Origin of the sequence: Novosphingobium sp. PP1Y (assembly GCF_000253255.1) — a bacterium.
Classification (GTDB): domain Bacteria; phylum Pseudomonadota; class Alphaproteobacteria; order Sphingomonadales; family Sphingomonadaceae; genus Novosphingobium.
The window spans coordinates 880,848-896,799 of sequence record NC_015580.1 but is presented as its reverse complement, the minus strand read 5'-3'; the positions used below and the strand labels follow the sequence as shown (position 1 = coordinate 896,799).

The window sequence follows — 15,952 nt, the reverse complement described above, 5'->3', positions numbered from 1 at the left end:
CGCGGATGTGCCGATGCGGCTGTCCACTCCCTCCGCCCGTGCTAACGGGTTCAGGTTCAACGGGTCTTGTGGAGCATACCCACAACTCTCAGCCTTGCTGGCTCCCCGGGGGTGGGCGGACAATAGACGGGTGCGGTGCGTCCGTCTAGGGACCCTGCAAGACATGCCCATGCTTTATCGCCTCGACGCGCCTGCACAGGCGGTTGCACGCCAGTTCGGCGCCCGCGCGAACGACGACCCCTGGGCCGGTGGCCATGTCGCGCCGGGCCAGTTTGCACCGGTCATCACCGCCGGGCGGGAAATGATCGCGGGGCCGCGCCCTTCAGGCAGGCAGCCGCGCCGCATGGTGCCGCGCCTGTGGGGCGTGCCGCCGCCGCCCTCGGTCCACGACGCCCCGCGCCACGGCATCCTCTCGGTGCGCAATCTCGAAAGCCCGTTCTGGATCGGCAATCTCAGGAACAGCGAGTTTCGTTGCGTGGTACCCTGCACTGCCTTCATGGAATGGGGCGCCACCCGCGACCGGGAAGGCAAGCGTCGCCAGTGCTGGTTCGCACTGGAAGATCAGCCGATCTTCGCAATGGCCGCGGTTTGGAAGGACAGCGAAATCCCGGGCTTCGCGCTGCTGACATGCGAGCCCAACGCCGCCCTGCGCTTCGCCGGACGCGATTCGATGCCGGTAATCCTGCCACCGGGCCCGGAAGCCCTCGACCTGTGGCTCAACGGCGGATGGGACCGGGCGAAGGCGCTGGTCGCCCCCTATTCGTCATCGCTCATGCGTGAGCGCGGCTAGCCGCGCTCAGAAGTGCGGAATGGCAACCGCGATCCCTGTTATGCCGATCAGGATCGAAAGCCAGGCCCAGAGTTTCGACATGGGCCCGAACCGGCGCAGCCAGAAGGCCATGTAGACGTCCGAGAAGGCCAGCACGACCAGCGCCTCGATGATCATCAGCCCGCCCAGCACGCTCATCGCACCCGACAGCCAGTCAGTCGAAGCCCAGGGATTGACGATGTAGATGGCCGCGCCAAGGAACAGCTCCAGCACCGCCGCGATCAGCTGGAGTGCGGGCGAAGCGCCGATTTCCTCCAGCATTTTCTGCCAGTGGCCGGCCTGCCGCAGCTCACCGATCCCAGCGAAGAGCGCAAACAGGCCCAGGAACAGCGCGGTCCAGGCCGGCGCAAGCGATAGATCGGGCATTCAAATCCTCCATCCCAAAAGCCGATCCCGCCAGTACGATGGACCTCGACCGGAGCACAGTAAAGGCATCAATGACTTGGCATGATCCGAAGGCCCTTGAGCCGGGTGTCCGCTGGGCCGCAACGGAAGCCGGACAGGAGGGCGTTACAGCCCCTTGCGGCCGAAACCGCCGGGCACCCGGCGCGGCGCGGCGAAGCCGATCGGTGGCTGGCGGCTGTGCAGGATCGTGGCGGGCCATGTGCCGGGCACCGGGTCGGGATGAGGCACGCTCGAACCCGGCGGGCCTGCCAGTTCCATCAGCAGCACCGGCACCGGATTCTGGCGCGAAGGCTCCGCCCTTTCATCGTGCCAGATCCGCACCGACAGGTCGCCCGCATCGTCGCCGAAGGTATCGCCGTGGCGGATCACCGGCCCCTCGGTCAGCAGGTAGCGCATGACGTCATTCAGCTTTTCGGCGACGAAATCGAGAGTTCCCGGCGCGTTCCAGGCCTCCACCTCGCGGCCGACGAAAGGCAGCATTCCCGCGGTGGACAGGGATACCGCGTCCGCCTCGGTCGAATGGAACGCTGTCCAGAGGAACAGGCGCATCGGCACTTCGTCATTGGCAAGGGGACTGACAAGGGCAGGCAGGTCCCCGGCAGTGTAGGCGCACGAATGGGCCGGGAGATAGACACCGCAAAAGGCCTCCTGCGCCAATGCCCCTTGCGCCACCACGGCCAGCACCATCGCCATGACCTTGGCGCTTTGCCGGATGTCCACGAACTCGCCGACCTCGGTGTCGAGGTCGCAGGCGATGACGGCATGTCCGGCATGACGGCGCAGGTTCCGCAGTCCCTCGCCCGGTTCGCACCAGAAGCTGCGATAGAGCGCGCGCTCCACCATCCACGCGGGCAGAGGCGCGGGCGAATGCGATATCGAAATCGCGCAGCCGCGGCCGGTGATCCGGCCACGGTCGGGTCCTTGGGCAGCAACCTGCCACTCGCCTTCGTCATCGATCGAGGCGAGGCTCTCGGCCAGCATATCCCAGTCTATGTCGAGACCATGCGTCGCGAAGAGCGGGACGATCGTCGGCAGGCGATCGCGCCGAGGCAGTTCTCGGAAGAAGGGAGGAGGCAGCGACTGGTCCAGCAGGCGCGCGAGGTGCTCGGACGGGTCATCTGACATGGCCTCGGCAATTCCGGCCTCGATCTCGGCCAGCCCGACGATGTCGAAGCCCAGTCGCTCCGAGCGCTGGTGGGGCAGAAGGTCATCGTATGGCAATTCGGCCAGATCGACGCTCCCGGCTGCGGCGTGCGCATCGCCCGGGCAAGCCGGCTGACACGGCATGGCCGGTGCACCCAGCGCCGCGGCGATGGTTTGCCCGTCATGCACCTTCTGGTCGAGCCAGGCGATTTCTTCGGCGTCGAGCCAGGGCATGCCCTCGCCAAAGCGGGCGACGGCGGTCTCGGGCTCGGTCTCTGCAAGGGCCAGGGCCACCGCACAGGCGATTTGATCGCACAGCGCCTGATCCTCGCTCGTCGGTGTCCCGATCACGATGGCGCAACCCTGTCGCGGGGCGCCGGGAATCGACTCGTCGTTCAGCTGGCGCAGCGGCACGATCACGACTTCACCGGCGCTGCGGCCGATCAGCAGGACCTCGCGCCCAAATGACGTGGAGCAGTGGGCGCTGCCATCGTCATGATCGCCGCAGGTCCAGCCGAACCTGGGCGCGGCCCGCATGAGCTGCGTGCGCAACTCGCCCGCGGGAAGGCTGGGCCGGGCGCTGAGGATGACCGTGACCATCATGCCTCTCCCTTTCTTCCTGAGCTGTCCAGACGGCGAGTCCTACGCCGCATTGGTTAAGACCGGGTACCGCAAATTGACGGGGAAAAATATTGCGCAGCTGCAGTGCGAACCCCATCCATGCAGGGAATGTCGCAAGCGCTCGAAGATCTCCTGTCCGAAATCGCGGCCTGCCGCGTCTGTGAAAAGGCGCTGGGCCACGAGCCGCGTCCTGTCGTGCAGGCCGGGGAAAGTGCGCGCATCGTGGTGATCGGGCAGGCACCGGGCAGCAAGGTCCACGCCAGCGGCCGCCCCTGGGACGACGAGAGCGGCGATCGCCTGCGCGACTGGACGGGGATGACGCGCGATGTCTTCTACGATCCCGCACGGGTCGCGCACATGCCTTCGGGGTTCTGCTATCCGGGCAAGGCCAGCGGCGGCGACAAGCCCCCGCGCCCGGAATGCGCGCCTCTCTGGCATGACCGCCTGCTTGCCCGATTGCCGCAGGTTCGCCTCATGCTCTTGGTGGGACAATATGCCCAGAAGCTTTATCTGCCGCGCGGCTTCGCGCCCAACCTGACCGAGGCGGTGCGGCGCTGGCAGGATGCGCCCCAAGGCCGGTTTCCCCTCCCCCACCCGGCCTGGCGCAGCAGGCTGTGGATGGCGAAGAACCCCTGGTTCGAGGAGGTGGTCCTGCCGGACCTGCGCCGCCGGGTCAACGATGCCCTGGCCGATTGATCGTCAGAACCCGATTGATCGTCAGAAGCTGTAGGCGACACCCAGCCCGGCCAGCCACTGATCGGCATCGCCGCGCAGCGAGGTGTAGGGCGTATCCTTGGAATCGCCCAGCATGCGCGAGTAGCTGGCGATCGAGAACAGCGCGAAGCCGCCATCGCGCAAGTCGCCGGACAGATCGTAGCCGACGAGCATCGTCGCGCTCACGCTTTCCCAGCCGCCCTTCGCCTGGAACTGCGGCAGGCCGCTCGCATTGGACTGGGCCGGGCTGACCGAATAGTAGTAATCGGCATAGTCGTCGTCGATGTGCTTGGCGCTGAGCGCCAGGGTCACCAGCGCCGCCTTGCTCACCGGCGTTATATAAGTGATCGATGGCGCCCAGGTCATGCCGCCATAGGCTCCGGCCACGTCCCACTTCACATCGGCACCCAAGGTGAGCGAATCGTAAGGGTTGAGCAGGCGATAGGCGGAAACGCCCCCGCTGGCCCCAAGTTCGACCGCAGTATCGAGCTTTCCGGCGGCGCGCACGACCGGGTCCTTGATCTGGTTGGCGCGATTGCGCGAGATCGTCGCCACCGGGCCGAGCGCGAAGCCGATCTTGGCATCGGGCGCATCGGGAATGACGTCGAGGGCAAGACCGGCCGGGCGCGGCGAGATGGTGATGCCCTTCACCCGCCCCTGCACGATCGGGATCGGCGAGATGACATAATCGTCCGAACCGTCGTAGCTCGGCCCATATATGGCGCCGACGCCGACCGTGATGCGATCCCGCATCATGGCTTCCCGGTCCTGCGCCTCGTCGGCAAGAGCAGGCGTCGCAGGAATAACGGCGGCCGTAACCAGAAGCGCGAGGCTTCGCGAAATATTCATGGGTTTCCCTCCAATTTCGCTTTCGCAACGCATAGTTACGCCCGATGTTTCATGGGGGCGTCAATATTACATCCGAAACCGATGCTACTCTGGCGGGACCTCACCGGGGAGGCTGTCCGCCCCCTCGCCAAGCTGTCGCTGCATCACGAAGACATCGAGCCACTGCCCATGCTTCCAGCCGGCGCCCGCCAGTGTTCCCACCGGCCGATAGCCTGCCCGGGCATGAAGGACAACCGAAGCCGGCTCGCTGGCGGCGATAACCGCGAACGCCTGCCGGAACCCGCGTCTTTCGCATTCCTCGACAAGCGCGGTCAGCATCCGCCCGCCGATGCCGCGGCCCAGACTGTCAGGGCGCACGAAGATGGTGGTCTCCACGCTGTAGCGATAACCCACGCGCGGCCCGTAGCGATGGGCATAGCCGACACCCAGCACCCGCCCGCCCGCATCGCGGGTGACCAGAACGGGATAGCCGGCATCGACGATGTCGGAGAGACGACGCGCGATCTCGGCCTCATCGGGAGGCTCGGTTTCGAAGGTCGCGGTGCTTTCCAGCACATAATGCGCATAGATCTCTGCTATGCCCCCGGCATCGGCCGGCGTCGCTTCGCAGACGTTCAGTTCATCGTCCATCATCCTGAACATGCCGCAAAGCAGCAATCATGCCAAGTTGCGGTAAAGTCACGCTGTCCCTAAACGTGACATCGATGAAGCAGACTTCCAGCCCACCGAACGACTGCGATCTGGCAATTCTGGGCGGTGGCCTCGCCGGGAGCCTGATCGCCATGGCCATGGCCGCAAGGCGCCCGGACTTGCGCGTGACTTTGGTCGAGCAAGGTGAAAGGCTGGGAGGCGATCACGTCTGGTCGTTCTTTTCCAGTGATATAGCCGCCGAACACGGCTTCCTCGTTGAACCTCTGATCGCTGCGGCCTGGCAAGGCTACGCGGTCCATTTTCCGAACCGGTCGCGCGATCTGGGCACGCCGTACAACAGCATCACCAGCGAGAAGCTCGATGCCGCGGTCCGCGCAAGACTTCCCGCCGGGGCCATCGTCACCGGCGCACGCGTGCGCACGGCGGCGCCCGAATCGGTCGAACTGGAAGATGGCCGCACCATCGCCGCAGGCGCCGTCATCGACGCACGCGGCGCCTCGGGCATGGCGCACCTGGCCGGCGGCTGGCAGAAATTCATGGGCCGTCGCCTGCGCCTCCGCCGTCCGCACGGACTGCACCGACCGATCGTGATGGACGCGCGGGTAGAGCAGCTCGACGGCTATCGCTTCGTCTACTGCCTGCCCTTTTCCGATACCGAGGTCTTCATCGAGGACACATATTATTCGGACAGCCCGGACCTCGACCTGCCCTTGCTCCGCACGCGCATTGCCGACTATGCGGCTGCCAATGACTGGGATACGGCTAACGTCATCTACGAGGAAACCGGCGTCCTGCCGGTCATCGCAAAGGGAAGTTTCGAGGCGTTCTGGCGCGAAAACGAGCGCGGAACGGCTCCCGGCCTGGCCCGTGCCGGCGCCCGCGCCGCCCTTGTCCACCCGCTCACTTCGTATTCCATTCCCCATGCTGTAGACTTCGCCATGTATCTTACGACACTCGACAATCTCTCCGGCCAGCGCCTAGGAAGGGTCAGTCATGCATGGGCAGCACAGCACTGGCGCAAAGGACGCTTTTACCGGATGTTGACACGCATGCTTTTCGGCGCGGCCCGGCCGCATGAGCGCTGGCGAATGCTGGAACGCTTCTACGGCCTGCCCGAAAGCCTGATCGAGCGATTCTATGCCGGGCGCTCGACGCCCGCCGACATGGTCCGCGTGCTGGCCGGCAAGCCGCCGGTGCCCATCGGCGCCGCGATCGCCAGCCTTGCCGGCGCCGGTCGCGAACTGGCCGACCTTTCCCCTCGCATCGGAGCGCAAGCATGAAGAAGGCCTGCGTCATCGGCGCCGGGTTCGGCGGCCTTGCCCTTGCCGTCCGCCTCCAGAGCGCGGGGATCGAGACGACGCTGGTCGAAGGCCGCGACAAGGTAGGCGGGCGCGCCTACGTCTGGGAACGCGAAGGCTTCACCTTCGATGCCGGCCCCACGGTCGTGACCGATCCCGACTGCCTGCGCGAACTGTGGGCCCTTTCGGGCAGCGACATGGCCGACGACGTCGAATTGATGCCGGTCATGCCGTTCTACCGGCTCAACTGGACCGACGGGACGGTATTCGACTACTCGAACGACGAAGTGGCCCTGCGCCGCGAGATCGCGCGTATATCGCCCCATGACCTGAGCGGCTACGAGGAATTCCTGCGCTACGCCGCGGGCGTCTATCAGGAAGGCTACGTCAGGCTCGGCCACGAGGCGTTCCTCGACTTTTCCAGCATGATCAAGGCCGCCCCGGCGCTGGCCCGCTACCAGGCATGGCGCTCGGTCTATTCGATGGTTTCGGCCTATGTGAAAGACGAACGCCTGCGTCAGGCGCTTTCGTTCCACACGCTGCTCGTCGGCGGCAACCCGATGACCACTTCGGCCATCTATGCCCTGATCCACAAGCTGGAGAAGGACGGCGGCGTGTGGTGGACGCGGGGCGGCACCAACAAGCTGGCACAGGGCATGACCCGGCTGTTCGAACGGCTGGGCGGCAAGGTGCGGCTGGGCGACAAGGTCGTGCAGGTCCTTACCGTGGGCGACCAGGCGACCGAAGTCGTCACCGAAAGCGGCTGGAAGGAGCACTTCGATGCGGTCGCCTCAAATGGCGACATCATGCACACCTACCGCGAGCTCCTTTCCGATTCGCCGCGCGGCACGGCCATGGCCAAGAAGCTGGCCACCAAGCGCTACTCGCCCAGCCTGTTCGTCGTCCACTTCGGGCTCGAGGGAACGTGGCCGGGCATTCCGCACCACACCATCCTGTTCGGGCCGCGTTACCGCGAACTCCTCTCCGACATCTACGAACACGGCGTGCTGCCTCGGGATTTCTCGATCTACCTGCACCACCCGACCGTGACCGACCCGTCGATGGCTCCGGCGGGCAAGAGCACGTTCTACGCGCTGGTCCCGGTCGCCCACATGGGCAAGCTGCCGATCGACTGGGACGAAGTGGGCCCGATCCTGGAGCGCCGCATCCTCGACGAGGTCGGCCGCCGCCTGATCCCGGACATCGACGACCGCATCGTGACCAAATTCCATTATGCGCCCAAGAACTTCGAGACCGACCTGTCCGCCTTCCACGGCAGCGCCTTCAGCCTCGAGCCGATCCTGACCCAGAGCGCGTGGTTCCGCGGCCACAACCGCGACGACCAGCTCAAGAACTTCTACCTCGTCGGCGCCGGCACCCATCCCGGCGCGGGCATTCCCGGCGTCGTCGGGTCTGCCAAGGCAACGGCAAAACTGATGATCGAGGACCTGCGATGAACCGCGTCATGAATGCCCTGCGCGGAGACTGGGGATGGACCGGCGTCGACTTCGCCGAGATCATCGCGGTCAGTCGCATGGGTCACCTGCTGCTTTCGGACACCGCGGGCACGATCCACTACCTCGACCCGGAAACCCGCGAGCTGATCTGCCTGGGCGGCGAGGAACAGGCGCGCCAGTACCTGGCCGACCCCGAAGTCTCGCTGGTCTGGCAGGCCGAAAAGCTGGTGCAGGCCGCGCAGGAACGCCTGGGCCCGCCGGAAGCCGAGGAAGTCTATACCCTCACGCCCGATGCGCTGCTCGCCGGAGACTACGGCGTCGAGAACCTGACGGTGATGCCGCTCGCCGAGCTGATCTCGTTCGCCGGACAGGTGGCGTGGCAGACCCGCAACATGGCGGACAACACCCCGATCAAGCTGAAGAGCAACGACTGACATGAAACGCCTTGCCGTTTACTGCGGCTCCGCTTCCCCGTCCGATCCGCGCTATCTTGCGCTCGCCCACAGCGTCGGCGCGGAACTCGCCCGCCGCGGCATCGGCGTCGTCTATGGCGGCGGCCGGCTTGGCCTGATGGGCGCAATCGCCTCCTCGGCGCTGGCTGCTGGCGGCGAAGTCATCGGCGTCATCCCCGAGGCGCTCGTCAGCGGCGAAGTCGCGAACTACGACTGCACCGAGCTGCAGGTGGTCGCCACGATGCATGAACGCAAGGCCGCCTTCGCCCGTCTTTCCGACGGCTTCCTGATCCTGCCCGGCGGCGTGGGCACGATGGACGAATTGTGGGAAGCGGTAAGCTGGGCCCAGCTTGGCTATCACAGCAAGCCGGTGGGCGTGCTCAACGCCTTCGACTTCTATGACGGGTTGCTCGCCTTCAATCGCCACATGGCCGAAGTCGGCTTCGTACGGCCCGCCCACCAGGGCATCATCATGGCCGAAGGCGAACTGGACCTGCTGCTCGAACGCATGCACGCGCACGAACCGATCACGCCGATCACCAAGATGAACCCGGACACCCTGTGACCCTCGATCCGACTGAAAACGGCGCCGCCATCCCGGCATGACCGCGACACGCAGCGAACTCGTCGCGGCGGCGCGCCAGTCGATCCGCAAGGGCTCGAAGAGCTTTGCGGCGGCCAGTCGCCTGTTCGATCGCACCACGCGCGAACGCGTCTGGCTGCTCTACGCCTGGTGCCGCGCCTGCGACGACATCGCCGACAACCAGGACCACGGTCACGCAAGCATCCCCGGCGCCTCCCGGCTCGATCCCGAGGCGCGGCTGGCGACGATCCGGACCCTGACCGAACTGGCCATCGCCGGCGAACAGACCGGCAGCATGGCGTTCGACGCGCTGGCCCAGCTCCTGCGCGAAGTGCCCCTCACCCGCGCGATGATCGAGGACGTCATTGCCGGGTTCGCGCTCGACGCGGCCGAATGGCGTCCCCGCAGCGAGGCGGACATGCTGCGCTACTGCTATCACGTCGCGGGCGCCGTCGGCGTGCTGATGGCCGCCGTAATGGGCGTTTCTCCCGATGACGACGACACGCTGGACCGGGCCTGCGACCTGGGGATAGCCTTTCAGCTGGCCAATATCGTGCGCGACGTCTGGGAAGACGATGCCGCCGGGCGCTGCTACCTGCCGGTCGAATGGCTGGCCGAGGCGGACATTCCGCCCGGCGAAGTCACCAAGCCGCATTACCGGCATGCCCTCGTGCCGATGGTGGCACGGGCCTGCGAGCTGGCCCGCGGCTACGAGGCATCGGCGCGCGTCGGCGCGACCCGCCTAGCCTTACGCCAGCGCTGGGCGGTGTTGTCCGCGGCAAACATCTACGGCGGCATCGCGCGCAAGGTGGAAGCGCTGGGCGCACATGCCTGGGACCACCGGGTCACCACCACGCGACCGGAAAAGCTGGGGATGCTGCTCAAGGCTTTCGGTGAAGCGTGCCTTACGCCAGCTCCGGCCGCGAACCCTGCGCTTTCGCGCAGGGAACTGGCCGCACTGGCACGGCGCTAGCCACGCCCGCAGCTGTGCATTCGGCTATTCATGTGCCCAAACGTCCCATCGACCCGTGCCGCCAATTGAAGGCGCAGGGCGTTCTGTAAAGGACGAACCCGAAGGGCCGCAGCGCGATTTGCAAAGGGGCAATTCGCAATTGCAGGAAGACCTTGCCTGCCCTGAAGCCGACCAGCAACCGCGTTGCTATCGAGTGGTCCTCTGGTGCGATGACCTGCAGAAGTTGTTTCGGGCCGCGGTTCAGGGCCGCTTGCCCGGCGGGTAGTAGCCCGGCGGATAGTTGAGCCTGCGGAACAGTTTTCCGCGTTCCGAATAGATCACCGCTGCCAGGGAGACTGCGCCGGCCACCAGCATCGAGGCGAAGATCGGCCGTGCCGTCCCGTCATAGGCCTGGCCGATCAGCGCGCCGAGCGAAGCGCCGACCAGAAGGCGAATGAAAGACATGATCGAAGAAGCCGCCCCCGCGGTACGAGCGAAAGGCTGCAGGCTGATCGACTGGAAGTTGGCGCTGATGAACGCCATCATGCAGATACTGAATGTCATCAGCGGCACGAAGACCCACAAGGTGTCCGACCCGCTCATCGCTATGCCCAGATGAACGGCTGCGGCGACGATGTAGGCGATCAGAGCAGACTGCGAGACGCGCCGTGCGCCGTAGCGTTCGACGATGCGCGAATTCGCGAAGTTGGCGACGGCCATGACCAGCGCCATGCCGCCAAAGATCATCGGGAACATGAGGCCTGCCCCGAAATGCTCTCCGACCAACTGCTGCGCGCTGTTGATGTAACCGAACAGCGCCGACTGAACGAGCGCCATCCCGACGATATAGCCGATCGATTCGCGCACGGTCAGCGCCGAGGCCATGTTGCGCAGGATGACGACCGGGCGAATTTCCTGCCTGTGCTCAGGATCGAGCGTCTCGGGCAGGCGCAGCAGCATCCAGATCATCACGGCCGTACCCAGCACTGCCATGATACCGAAGATCCAGCGCCATCCGGCGAACAGCATGACCGTCTGGCCCAGCATCGGCGCGATCATCGGAATAACCATGAATGTCATTGCCACCAGCGACTGCATGCGCGCCATCTGGTCGCCTTCGAAGCGGTCGCGAATGATCGTCATCGGCATGACCATCAGGGCAGCGCTCAAGCCCCCCATCAGGCCCCGCGCGACCAACAGCAGCGTGAAGTCCGAGGCCACTGCGCAGGCGAGCGATGCCAGAACATAGGCGCACAGGGAAAAGGTAAGCACCGGCTTGCGGCCGAAACGGTCGGCCAGCGAGCCGGGGATCAGAGAACCCAGCCCGCTGCATATGAGAAACACGCCGACTATGAGCTGGCGATCGTTGGGATCGGTCAGCTTCAGATCGGCTGAAATCGACCCGAGCGCCGGCAGCATGACGTCAATCGCAAGCCCCTGCAGCGCCTGGAATGACGCGAGCAGGATGACAAACTCCACGCCGGAGCTCGGAACAGAATCCGTTTTTGCCTGGGGGGTCGACATAGGATTGCGCATTGCAGCAAGAATTTTCACCTTGCCAGCAAATTCTAACAGATGATGGCATCCTGCGTGCAATCGGCCCTATATCGATGCCCATGTCACCGCGTGATGGAGAATCGGCAGACGGCGAGGAAGAGGCCGACGGCCTTCGCAAGATCATCCATGTCGATATGGATGCCTTCTATGCCAGCGTCGAACAGCGAGACGATCCCGAGCTGCGCGGAAAGCCGGTCGCAGTCGGCGGCTCATCCGGGCGCGGCGTCGTGGCGGCCGCCAGTTACGAAGCACGCAAGTTCGGCGTTCGCTCTGCCATGCCTTCCACTCGGGCGGCGAGGCAATGCCCCGGCCTGATCTTCCGCAAGCCGCGCTTCGAAGTCTATCGCGCCGTCAGCCAGCAGATCCGGGCGATATTTCACGAGTACACGCCGCATGTCGAACCGCTCTCGCTCGACGAAGCCTATCTGGATGTTACCGCAGACCTCAAGGGGTTGGGCTCGGCCACCCGCATTGCCGAGGAAATCCGCCGCCGCATCAAATCCGAAACCGGGCTGACCGCCAGCGCCGGAGTTTCCTACAACAAGTTCCTTGCCAAGCTGGCCAGCGACCAGAACAAGCCGGACGGGCTGTGCGTGATACGCCCCGGAGAAGGCGCGGCCTTCGTGGCCATGTTGCCCGTGCGCCGCTTCCACGGCGTGGGTCCGCGCGGGGCCGAAAAGATGGCGCGACTGGGCATCGAAACCGGTGCGGACCTGCGCGGGAAGGACATCCACTTCCTGCGCCAGCATTTCGGCAGCTTTGCCGAATACCTCTACCGCGCCGCCCGCGGTGTCGACCTGCGGCAGGTCCGCGCCAATCGCCCACGCAAGTCGGTGGGAGGCGAGAGGACCTTCTTCGAGGACATTGCCCGGGCAGATGCGCTGCGCGAAACGATGGACTCGATCATCGACATCGTCTGGGACCGCATCGAACGCGCCGAGACGCGCGGGCGCACGATCACCCTGAAGCTGCGCTACGCCGACTTCCGCACGATCACCCGCGCCCGGTCGCTTTCCCATTTCGTGACGGGCAAGGAAGAATTCGGACAGATCGGCCATGCCCTGCTGGATGACCTCATGCCCCTGCCCCAGCCGATCCGGCTGATGGGCCTGACCCTGTCGGCCCTCGAACGCGAAGAAGCCGTCGCAAGGGACGCGAAGGACGGACAACTCTCGTTGCTCTGAGATCGTCAGGGCCAGTCCGGCCCCCGCCAGTTCATCCCCGGAGCTACTTAGAGGCGGGCGTCCCTTCGGCGCAGGCCCGCCTGTACGTTTCCATCCAGAGCTGCAGACCCTGCCGCAGATCGTCCGTCATGCGCTCGGGCAGCGAATCGAGGGGAAAGAATTCTGCCTCGATGACCTCACGAGCGTCGGGCACCGGCACGCTGTCCGTTCGTCCGATCACGACATGGACAATGTTCGTGGCGCCAAACAGGTCCTCGACTACCGTCTGGATCTCACGCGCACCGTCGAGTTTGCAGCCTGTCTCCTCGCGAAGCTCTCTTTCGGCGGCGACAAGGGGATGCTCGCCCCTGTCCAAGCCGCCGCCGGGAAACATCCAGTCGTCCGGACCATAAGAGTGACGTTGCATCAACAAATGGCCGCGCGCATCGAACGCAAGCACGCGAACGCCCTCGACGGTCGGCCGCCGGAGGGTCCAGATCATGCGCCGCACCCTATATGCGAGACGGTACAGCCCGCGGTGCAACGGCGCTGGCAATCCCGTCAGCAAAAGCAGGTCACCTTGTGGCGGGCAGCACCCAGCAGGCGGGCGACCGGAAGATCGTGCTCGCCCCGAATCGCGCCGTCGAGGACCGCGCGCTTGTCGGCGCCGCGGATGACGAACATGATCTCGTCGCTGTCGAGCAGCGAGGGGATCGTCAGGCTCACGCGATCGAACGGCGCTTCTGGCGGAAGCGGGTCGGGCGTCAGGCGCCGCACCGCATAACGATCGTTGGCCTGCGGATCGGTGTTCGGAAAGAGCGAGGCAATGTGCCCGTCACCGCCCATCCCCAACCACGCGACGGCGAAATGCGGGGGCTGTGCGTCCTCCGTCAACGGAACGATCTGCGCCCCGACCGGTTCGAGGCGGGAGCGGATCTTGCCGACGTTCGAGGCGGGATGTTCCTCTTCGACGATACGGTCGTCACCCGGCCACACGGCAATGCGGTGCCAGGGCAGGTTCATCTTCGCCAGCAGGTCGAAGATCGGAAACGGCGTCGATCCGCCCGGCACGGTCACGGCGATCTGGTCGGAGGTGAGCGACAGGGCCGCCCGCAGGCGCTGCGCGAACCATTCGGCAATCGCCTTGTCGTCGGCGTTCTCGATAATCTGGATCTTGGGCATCGACGCGCTCTAGCAGCGCGCGATCAATTTGTCGTGGGGGTTGAAGGGCCTTTTGCCCGTCCCGGAAATGGACTGGATGGGGGCGGCGAACCGGATCGCCGCCCGCCATTTCTCCGTCAGGCGAGAATTTCGCGCAGGAACCAGGCGCGCTGTTCGGCCTGATCGGTCCAGTCGTCGACGATGCCGTCGGTGGCATTGTCGCCCGCTTCGCCGGCCGCGGCCTTCACTTCGCGCAGACGCTCGACATAGGCGAGATTGTCGTCACGCAGTTCCCTGACCATCGCCATCGCATCGAGGTCGGTCGAATCCTGAGGCTTGATGCGGGTCTTGGCCGAGATCGCATCGGGACTGGTGAGGGTCTTTCCGCCCTGCTTGCGCACGCGCTCCGCCACAAGGTCGGTCAGCGCGAAGATTTCCGTCGCATGTTCGTCGAACAGCAGATGCAGGTCACGAAACTGAGGGCCCTTCACATGCCAGTGAAAGTTCTTGGTCTTCACATAGAGCGCGAAAGTGTCTGCCAGAAGCCCGTTGAGGCTGTCGATAAGCGCGGCCTGTACGTTGTCCTTGGAAGTCATGGTTATCCCTCGTGCTGTAATGTTGATCCGAATATATAATCCAAGACGCGCATTAAAAGACTTGGTTCAATCGGATATTCCGATCACAGTAGCCCGAATTCCCTCAGGAAGATCACCAGGGCGACCAGCACCAGAACGGCACCGACGATACGGCGCCCGCGCTTCGCCAGTGGTCGATCGAGAACGCCGGGTGCCGCCCATGCAAAAATGGAGAGGACAAGGCCCCCAAGCAAGCCGCCGGAGCCTGCCGCCAAGGGGGCGCCCAACCCTACTGCGAGGCCGAATATCAGGAACCGAACCGCGTCGGTCACTTGCGCAGCGGCCAGCACGAGGCCGAGCGCACCGAGCGAATTGGTCGGCTCCTTCGGCTTGCGGCGCGGCGCCAGGATCATCGATTCCAGACCCGCGCAACCGATCGCGATCCCGGCAAAGATCGCACGCGCCGGCGGCGGCAGGACGGGAAGCATCTTCAGGGCTGCCCATGCCGCCAATGCCGAAGTCAAGCCGGTGCAAACCAGAGCGACCAGCAACACGCCCGGACGCTGCCTCTGCCGCGCCGTGAGTCCGGCGATCGTGACCTGATCGCGCGCACCGAACCCCGCGAGAAGTACGCCGATGAATGTCAGGTAGAAAGCCGGCATCGGGGCCCCGCGTTCACGGCCGGAGCCGCCATCGACCGGTCACTGCCTCCAGCGCAGTCAGGCCAGCTTCTGGCAGGATACGATGGCCGCAATGACATTGGCGGTATCGGCCGGATCGCGCACGCAGATCGTGTCGAGCCCCATCGCCTTGGCGGGATAGTCGTTGCCGCCCGGGAAAATGGCATCGCCGATGAAGAGGATGTCGCGCTCCTCGACGCCGCTATGCTCTGACAGGCGCCGCAGCCCCCAGGCCTTGTCGACACCGGGCTGGGTCACGTCAACGGATGTTGCCCCGCCGAGATTGATCGAAACGCCGGGCAGGCGCTGGATCAGGTCGGCCTGAATCACCTTGCGCTTGGCGAAATCGGGATCCCAGACTTCCTTGGCCTCAAGCGGCGCCTGCTGGCCAAGCGCGGAAAAGGTGATCTGGCTTCCGCGATCCTCGATCCGCTCCCCCCAGGTCTGTTCGGGCACGAAGCCGGTCGCTTCGAGCGAGGCGTCGAAGGCATCGAGAATGGCCTGCTTCTGCTCGTCGCTGAAGAGTTCGGCATAGACGGCGTTCCAGCCGCCTTCGCGATGGACATAGAGCTTGGCACCGCTCGTCGGCAGCATCCACAGGCGCGAGAGGTCGGCATGACCGGGCAGCCGGCTGGCCACCTGCTTGTCGAATTGCGGCCAGTCACCGCCCGAAATCACCGCAACCTGAGCGACTTCGAGAAGATCGGCCATGGCCTGCGCCATCTCGTCGGTAAGCGGCTGCTTGCTGAGAGCCAGAGTCCCGTCGAGATCGAATGCCACGATTTGCTTCATTATCAACCTTTCATGGTCCGGCCTTCGCACGGGCGGGAACAAGCGCCATGCCGGATCAGGACTTCATCTG

General features: G+C 65.2%; 18 protein-coding genes and 1 riboswitch. Of the genes, 8 read left to right on the top strand and 10 right to left on the bottom strand.

Annotation, left to right across the window (positions count from 1 at the left end; translation table 11 throughout):
• Positions 1-10 precede the first annotated feature (10 nt).
• A riboswitch (TPP riboswitch) is annotated at positions 11-118 on the bottom strand.
• A gap of 51 nt (positions 119-169) precedes the next feature.
• On the top strand, positions 170-790 hold the full coding sequence (locus PP1Y_RS10320; RefSeq protein WP_041558755.1) for an SOS response-associated peptidase family protein: 621 nt from the start codon (positions 170-172) through the stop codon (positions 788-790).
• Between the two features lie 6 nt (positions 791-796).
• On the opposite strand, the gene PP1Y_RS10315 is transcribed toward PP1Y_RS10320, so the two are convergent.
• Complete coding sequence (locus PP1Y_RS10315) at positions 797-1,195, bottom strand: hypothetical protein (protein WP_013832177.1); 399 nt, start codon at positions 1,193-1,195, stop codon at positions 797-799.
• 144 nt (positions 1,196-1,339) lie between these two features.
• On the bottom strand, positions 1,340-2,980 hold the full coding sequence (locus PP1Y_RS10310; protein WP_013832176.1) for a DUF4261 domain-containing protein: 1,641 nt from the start codon (positions 2,978-2,980) through the stop codon (positions 1,340-1,342).
• Positions 2,981-3,106: 126 nt separating this feature from the next.
• Here PP1Y_RS10310 and PP1Y_RS10305 point away from each other — a divergent pair, with 126 nt between their 5' ends.
• Positions 3,107-3,694, top strand: a complete 588-nt coding sequence (locus tag PP1Y_RS10305; protein ID WP_013832175.1) for a uracil-DNA glycosylase family protein — start codon at positions 3,107-3,109, stop codon at positions 3,692-3,694.
• A gap of 21 nt (positions 3,695-3,715) precedes the next feature.
• Here PP1Y_RS10305 and PP1Y_RS10300 read toward each other — a convergent pair whose 3' ends face one another.
• Positions 3,716-4,561, bottom strand: coding sequence for a MipA/OmpV family protein (locus PP1Y_RS10300; RefSeq protein WP_013832174.1), 846 nt, complete (start codon positions 4,559-4,561; stop codon positions 3,716-3,718).
• Between the two features lie 84 nt (positions 4,562-4,645).
• Positions 4,646-5,194, bottom strand: a complete 549-nt coding sequence (locus PP1Y_RS10295) for a GNAT family N-acetyltransferase (RefSeq protein WP_232512607.1) — start codon at positions 5,192-5,194, stop codon at positions 4,646-4,648.
• A 71-nt stretch (positions 5,195-5,265) separates the two neighbouring features.
• Between PP1Y_RS10295 and crtY the strand changes: the two genes are divergently transcribed.
• Genes crtY through PP1Y_RS10270 form a run of 5 tightly spaced genes read left to right on the top strand, consistent with a single transcriptional unit; the run spans position 5,266 to position 9,975 of the window.
• Positions 5,266-6,492 (top strand): lycopene beta-cyclase CrtY, encoded by a 1,227-nt coding sequence (gene crtY / locus PP1Y_RS10290; RefSeq protein ID WP_041558754.1) that lies wholly within the window; start codon positions 5,266-5,268, stop codon positions 6,490-6,492.
• Positions 6,489-7,967 (top strand): phytoene desaturase, encoded by a 1,479-nt coding sequence (locus PP1Y_RS10285; protein ID WP_007011979.1) that lies wholly within the window; start codon positions 6,489-6,491, stop codon positions 7,965-7,967. Before crtY ends, PP1Y_RS10285 begins: the two co-directional genes overlap by 4 nt.
• A complete protein-coding gene (locus tag PP1Y_RS10280; protein WP_041558753.1) occupies positions 7,964-8,401 on the top strand; it encodes a T6SS immunity protein Tdi1 domain-containing protein in 438 nt (145 codons plus the stop codon). Before PP1Y_RS10285 ends, PP1Y_RS10280 begins: the two co-directional genes overlap by 4 nt.
• A 1-nt stretch (position 8,402) precedes the next feature.
• A complete protein-coding gene (locus PP1Y_RS10275) occupies positions 8,403-8,984 on the top strand; it encodes a TIGR00730 family Rossman fold protein (protein ID WP_013832170.1) in 582 nt (193 codons plus the stop codon).
• Positions 8,985-9,021: 37 nt separating this feature from the next.
• A complete protein-coding gene (locus PP1Y_RS10270) occupies positions 9,022-9,975 on the top strand; it encodes a phytoene/squalene synthase family protein (protein WP_013832169.1) in 954 nt (317 codons plus the stop codon).
• Between the two features lie 240 nt (positions 9,976-10,215).
• On the opposite strand, the gene PP1Y_RS10265 is transcribed toward PP1Y_RS10270, so the two are convergent.
• Entirely contained in the window at positions 10,216-11,478 is a 1,263-nt protein-coding gene (locus tag PP1Y_RS10265; protein ID WP_013832168.1) for a multidrug effflux MFS transporter, read from the bottom strand.
• Between the two features lie 92 nt (positions 11,479-11,570).
• On the opposite strand from PP1Y_RS10265, the gene dinB reads away from it, so the two are divergent.
• Positions 11,571-12,695: a DNA polymerase IV gene (gene dinB / locus PP1Y_RS10260; RefSeq protein WP_013832167.1), complete on the top strand. Its 1,125-nt coding sequence runs from the start codon at positions 11,571-11,573 to the stop codon at positions 12,693-12,695.
• 43 nt (positions 12,696-12,738) lie between these two features.
• On the opposite strand, the gene PP1Y_RS10255 is transcribed toward dinB, so the two are convergent.
• The 5 genes from PP1Y_RS10255 to PP1Y_RS10235 form a co-directional block, all read right to left on the bottom strand.
• Positions 12,739-13,176 carry an NUDIX domain-containing protein gene (locus tag PP1Y_RS10255; protein ID WP_013832166.1) on the bottom strand — a complete coding sequence of 146 codons (438 nt, stop codon included), beginning with the start codon at positions 13,174-13,176 and terminating at the stop codon, positions 12,739-12,741.
• A gap of 59 nt (positions 13,177-13,235) precedes the next feature.
• A complete protein-coding gene (locus PP1Y_RS10250) occupies positions 13,236-13,856 on the bottom strand; it encodes a 6-phosphogluconolactonase (RefSeq protein WP_013832165.1) in 621 nt (206 codons plus the stop codon).
• A gap of 116 nt (positions 13,857-13,972) precedes the next feature.
• Complete coding sequence (locus PP1Y_RS10245; protein WP_007011987.1) at positions 13,973-14,431, bottom strand: Dps family protein; 459 nt, start codon at positions 14,429-14,431, stop codon at positions 13,973-13,975.
• 83 nt (positions 14,432-14,514) lie between these two features.
• Entirely contained in the window at positions 14,515-15,072 is a 558-nt protein-coding gene (locus PP1Y_RS10240) for a hypothetical protein (RefSeq protein ID WP_013832164.1), read from the bottom strand.
• A gap of 57 nt (positions 15,073-15,129) precedes the next feature.
• Complete coding sequence (locus PP1Y_RS10235) at positions 15,130-15,882, bottom strand: HAD-IIB family hydrolase (protein WP_013832163.1); 753 nt, start codon at positions 15,880-15,882, stop codon at positions 15,130-15,132.
• Positions 15,883-15,952: the final 70 nt, after the last annotated feature.

What these genes read in the sequence shown, in the direction of transcription:
- PP1Y_RS10235 (WP_013832163.1), bottom strand. Translation starts at nt 15,882, where the DNA reads ATGAAGCAAATCGTGGCATTCGATCTCGACGGGACTCTGGCTCTCAGC.
- PP1Y_RS10315 (WP_013832177.1), bottom strand. Translation starts at nt 1,195, where the DNA reads ATGCCCGATCTATCGCTTGCGCCGGCCTGGACCGCGCTGTTCCTGGGC.
- PP1Y_RS10255 (WP_013832166.1), bottom strand. Translation starts at nt 13,176, where the DNA reads ATGATCTGGACCCTCCGGCGGCCGACCGTCGAGGGCGTTCGCGTGCTT.
- PP1Y_RS10300 (WP_013832174.1), bottom strand. Translation starts at nt 4,561, where the DNA reads ATGAATATTTCGCGAAGCCTCGCGCTTCTGGTTACGGCCGCCGTTATT.
- PP1Y_RS10320 (WP_041558755.1), top strand. Translation starts at nt 170, where the DNA reads ATGCTTTATCGCCTCGACGCGCCTGCACAGGCGGTTGCACGCCAGTTC.
- PP1Y_RS10265 (WP_013832168.1), bottom strand. Translation starts at nt 11,478, where the DNA reads ATGTCGACCCCCCAGGCAAAAACGGATTCTGTTCCGAGCTCCGGCGTG.
- dinB (WP_013832167.1), top strand. Translation starts at nt 11,571, where the DNA reads ATGTCACCGCGTGATGGAGAATCGGCAGACGGCGAGGAAGAGGCCGAC.
- PP1Y_RS10275 (WP_013832170.1), top strand. Translation starts at nt 8,403, where the DNA reads ATGAAACGCCTTGCCGTTTACTGCGGCTCCGCTTCCCCGTCCGATCCG.
- PP1Y_RS10305 (WP_013832175.1), top strand. Translation starts at nt 3,107, where the DNA reads ATGTCGCAAGCGCTCGAAGATCTCCTGTCCGAAATCGCGGCCTGCCGC.
- PP1Y_RS10240 (WP_013832164.1), bottom strand. Translation starts at nt 15,072, where the DNA reads ATGCCGGCTTTCTACCTGACATTCATCGGCGTACTTCTCGCGGGGTTC.
- PP1Y_RS10285 (WP_007011979.1), top strand. Translation starts at nt 6,489, where the DNA reads ATGAAGAAGGCCTGCGTCATCGGCGCCGGGTTCGGCGGCCTTGCCCTT.
- PP1Y_RS10310 (WP_013832176.1), bottom strand. Translation starts at nt 2,980, where the DNA reads ATGATGGTCACGGTCATCCTCAGCGCCCGGCCCAGCCTTCCCGCGGGC.
- PP1Y_RS10245 (WP_007011987.1), bottom strand. Translation starts at nt 14,431, where the DNA reads ATGACTTCCAAGGACAACGTACAGGCCGCGCTTATCGACAGCCTCAAC.
- crtY (WP_041558754.1), top strand. Translation starts at nt 5,266, where the DNA reads ATGAAGCAGACTTCCAGCCCACCGAACGACTGCGATCTGGCAATTCTG.
- PP1Y_RS10295 (WP_232512607.1), bottom strand. Translation starts at nt 5,194, where the DNA reads ATGATGGACGATGAACTGAACGTCTGCGAAGCGACGCCGGCCGATGCC.
- PP1Y_RS10270 (WP_013832169.1), top strand. Translation starts at nt 9,022, where the DNA reads ATGACCGCGACACGCAGCGAACTCGTCGCGGCGGCGCGCCAGTCGATC.
- PP1Y_RS10250 (WP_013832165.1), bottom strand. Translation starts at nt 13,856, where the DNA reads ATGCCCAAGATCCAGATTATCGAGAACGCCGACGACAAGGCGATTGCC.
- PP1Y_RS10280 (WP_041558753.1), top strand. Translation starts at nt 7,964, where the DNA reads ATGAACCGCGTCATGAATGCCCTGCGCGGAGACTGGGGATGGACCGGC.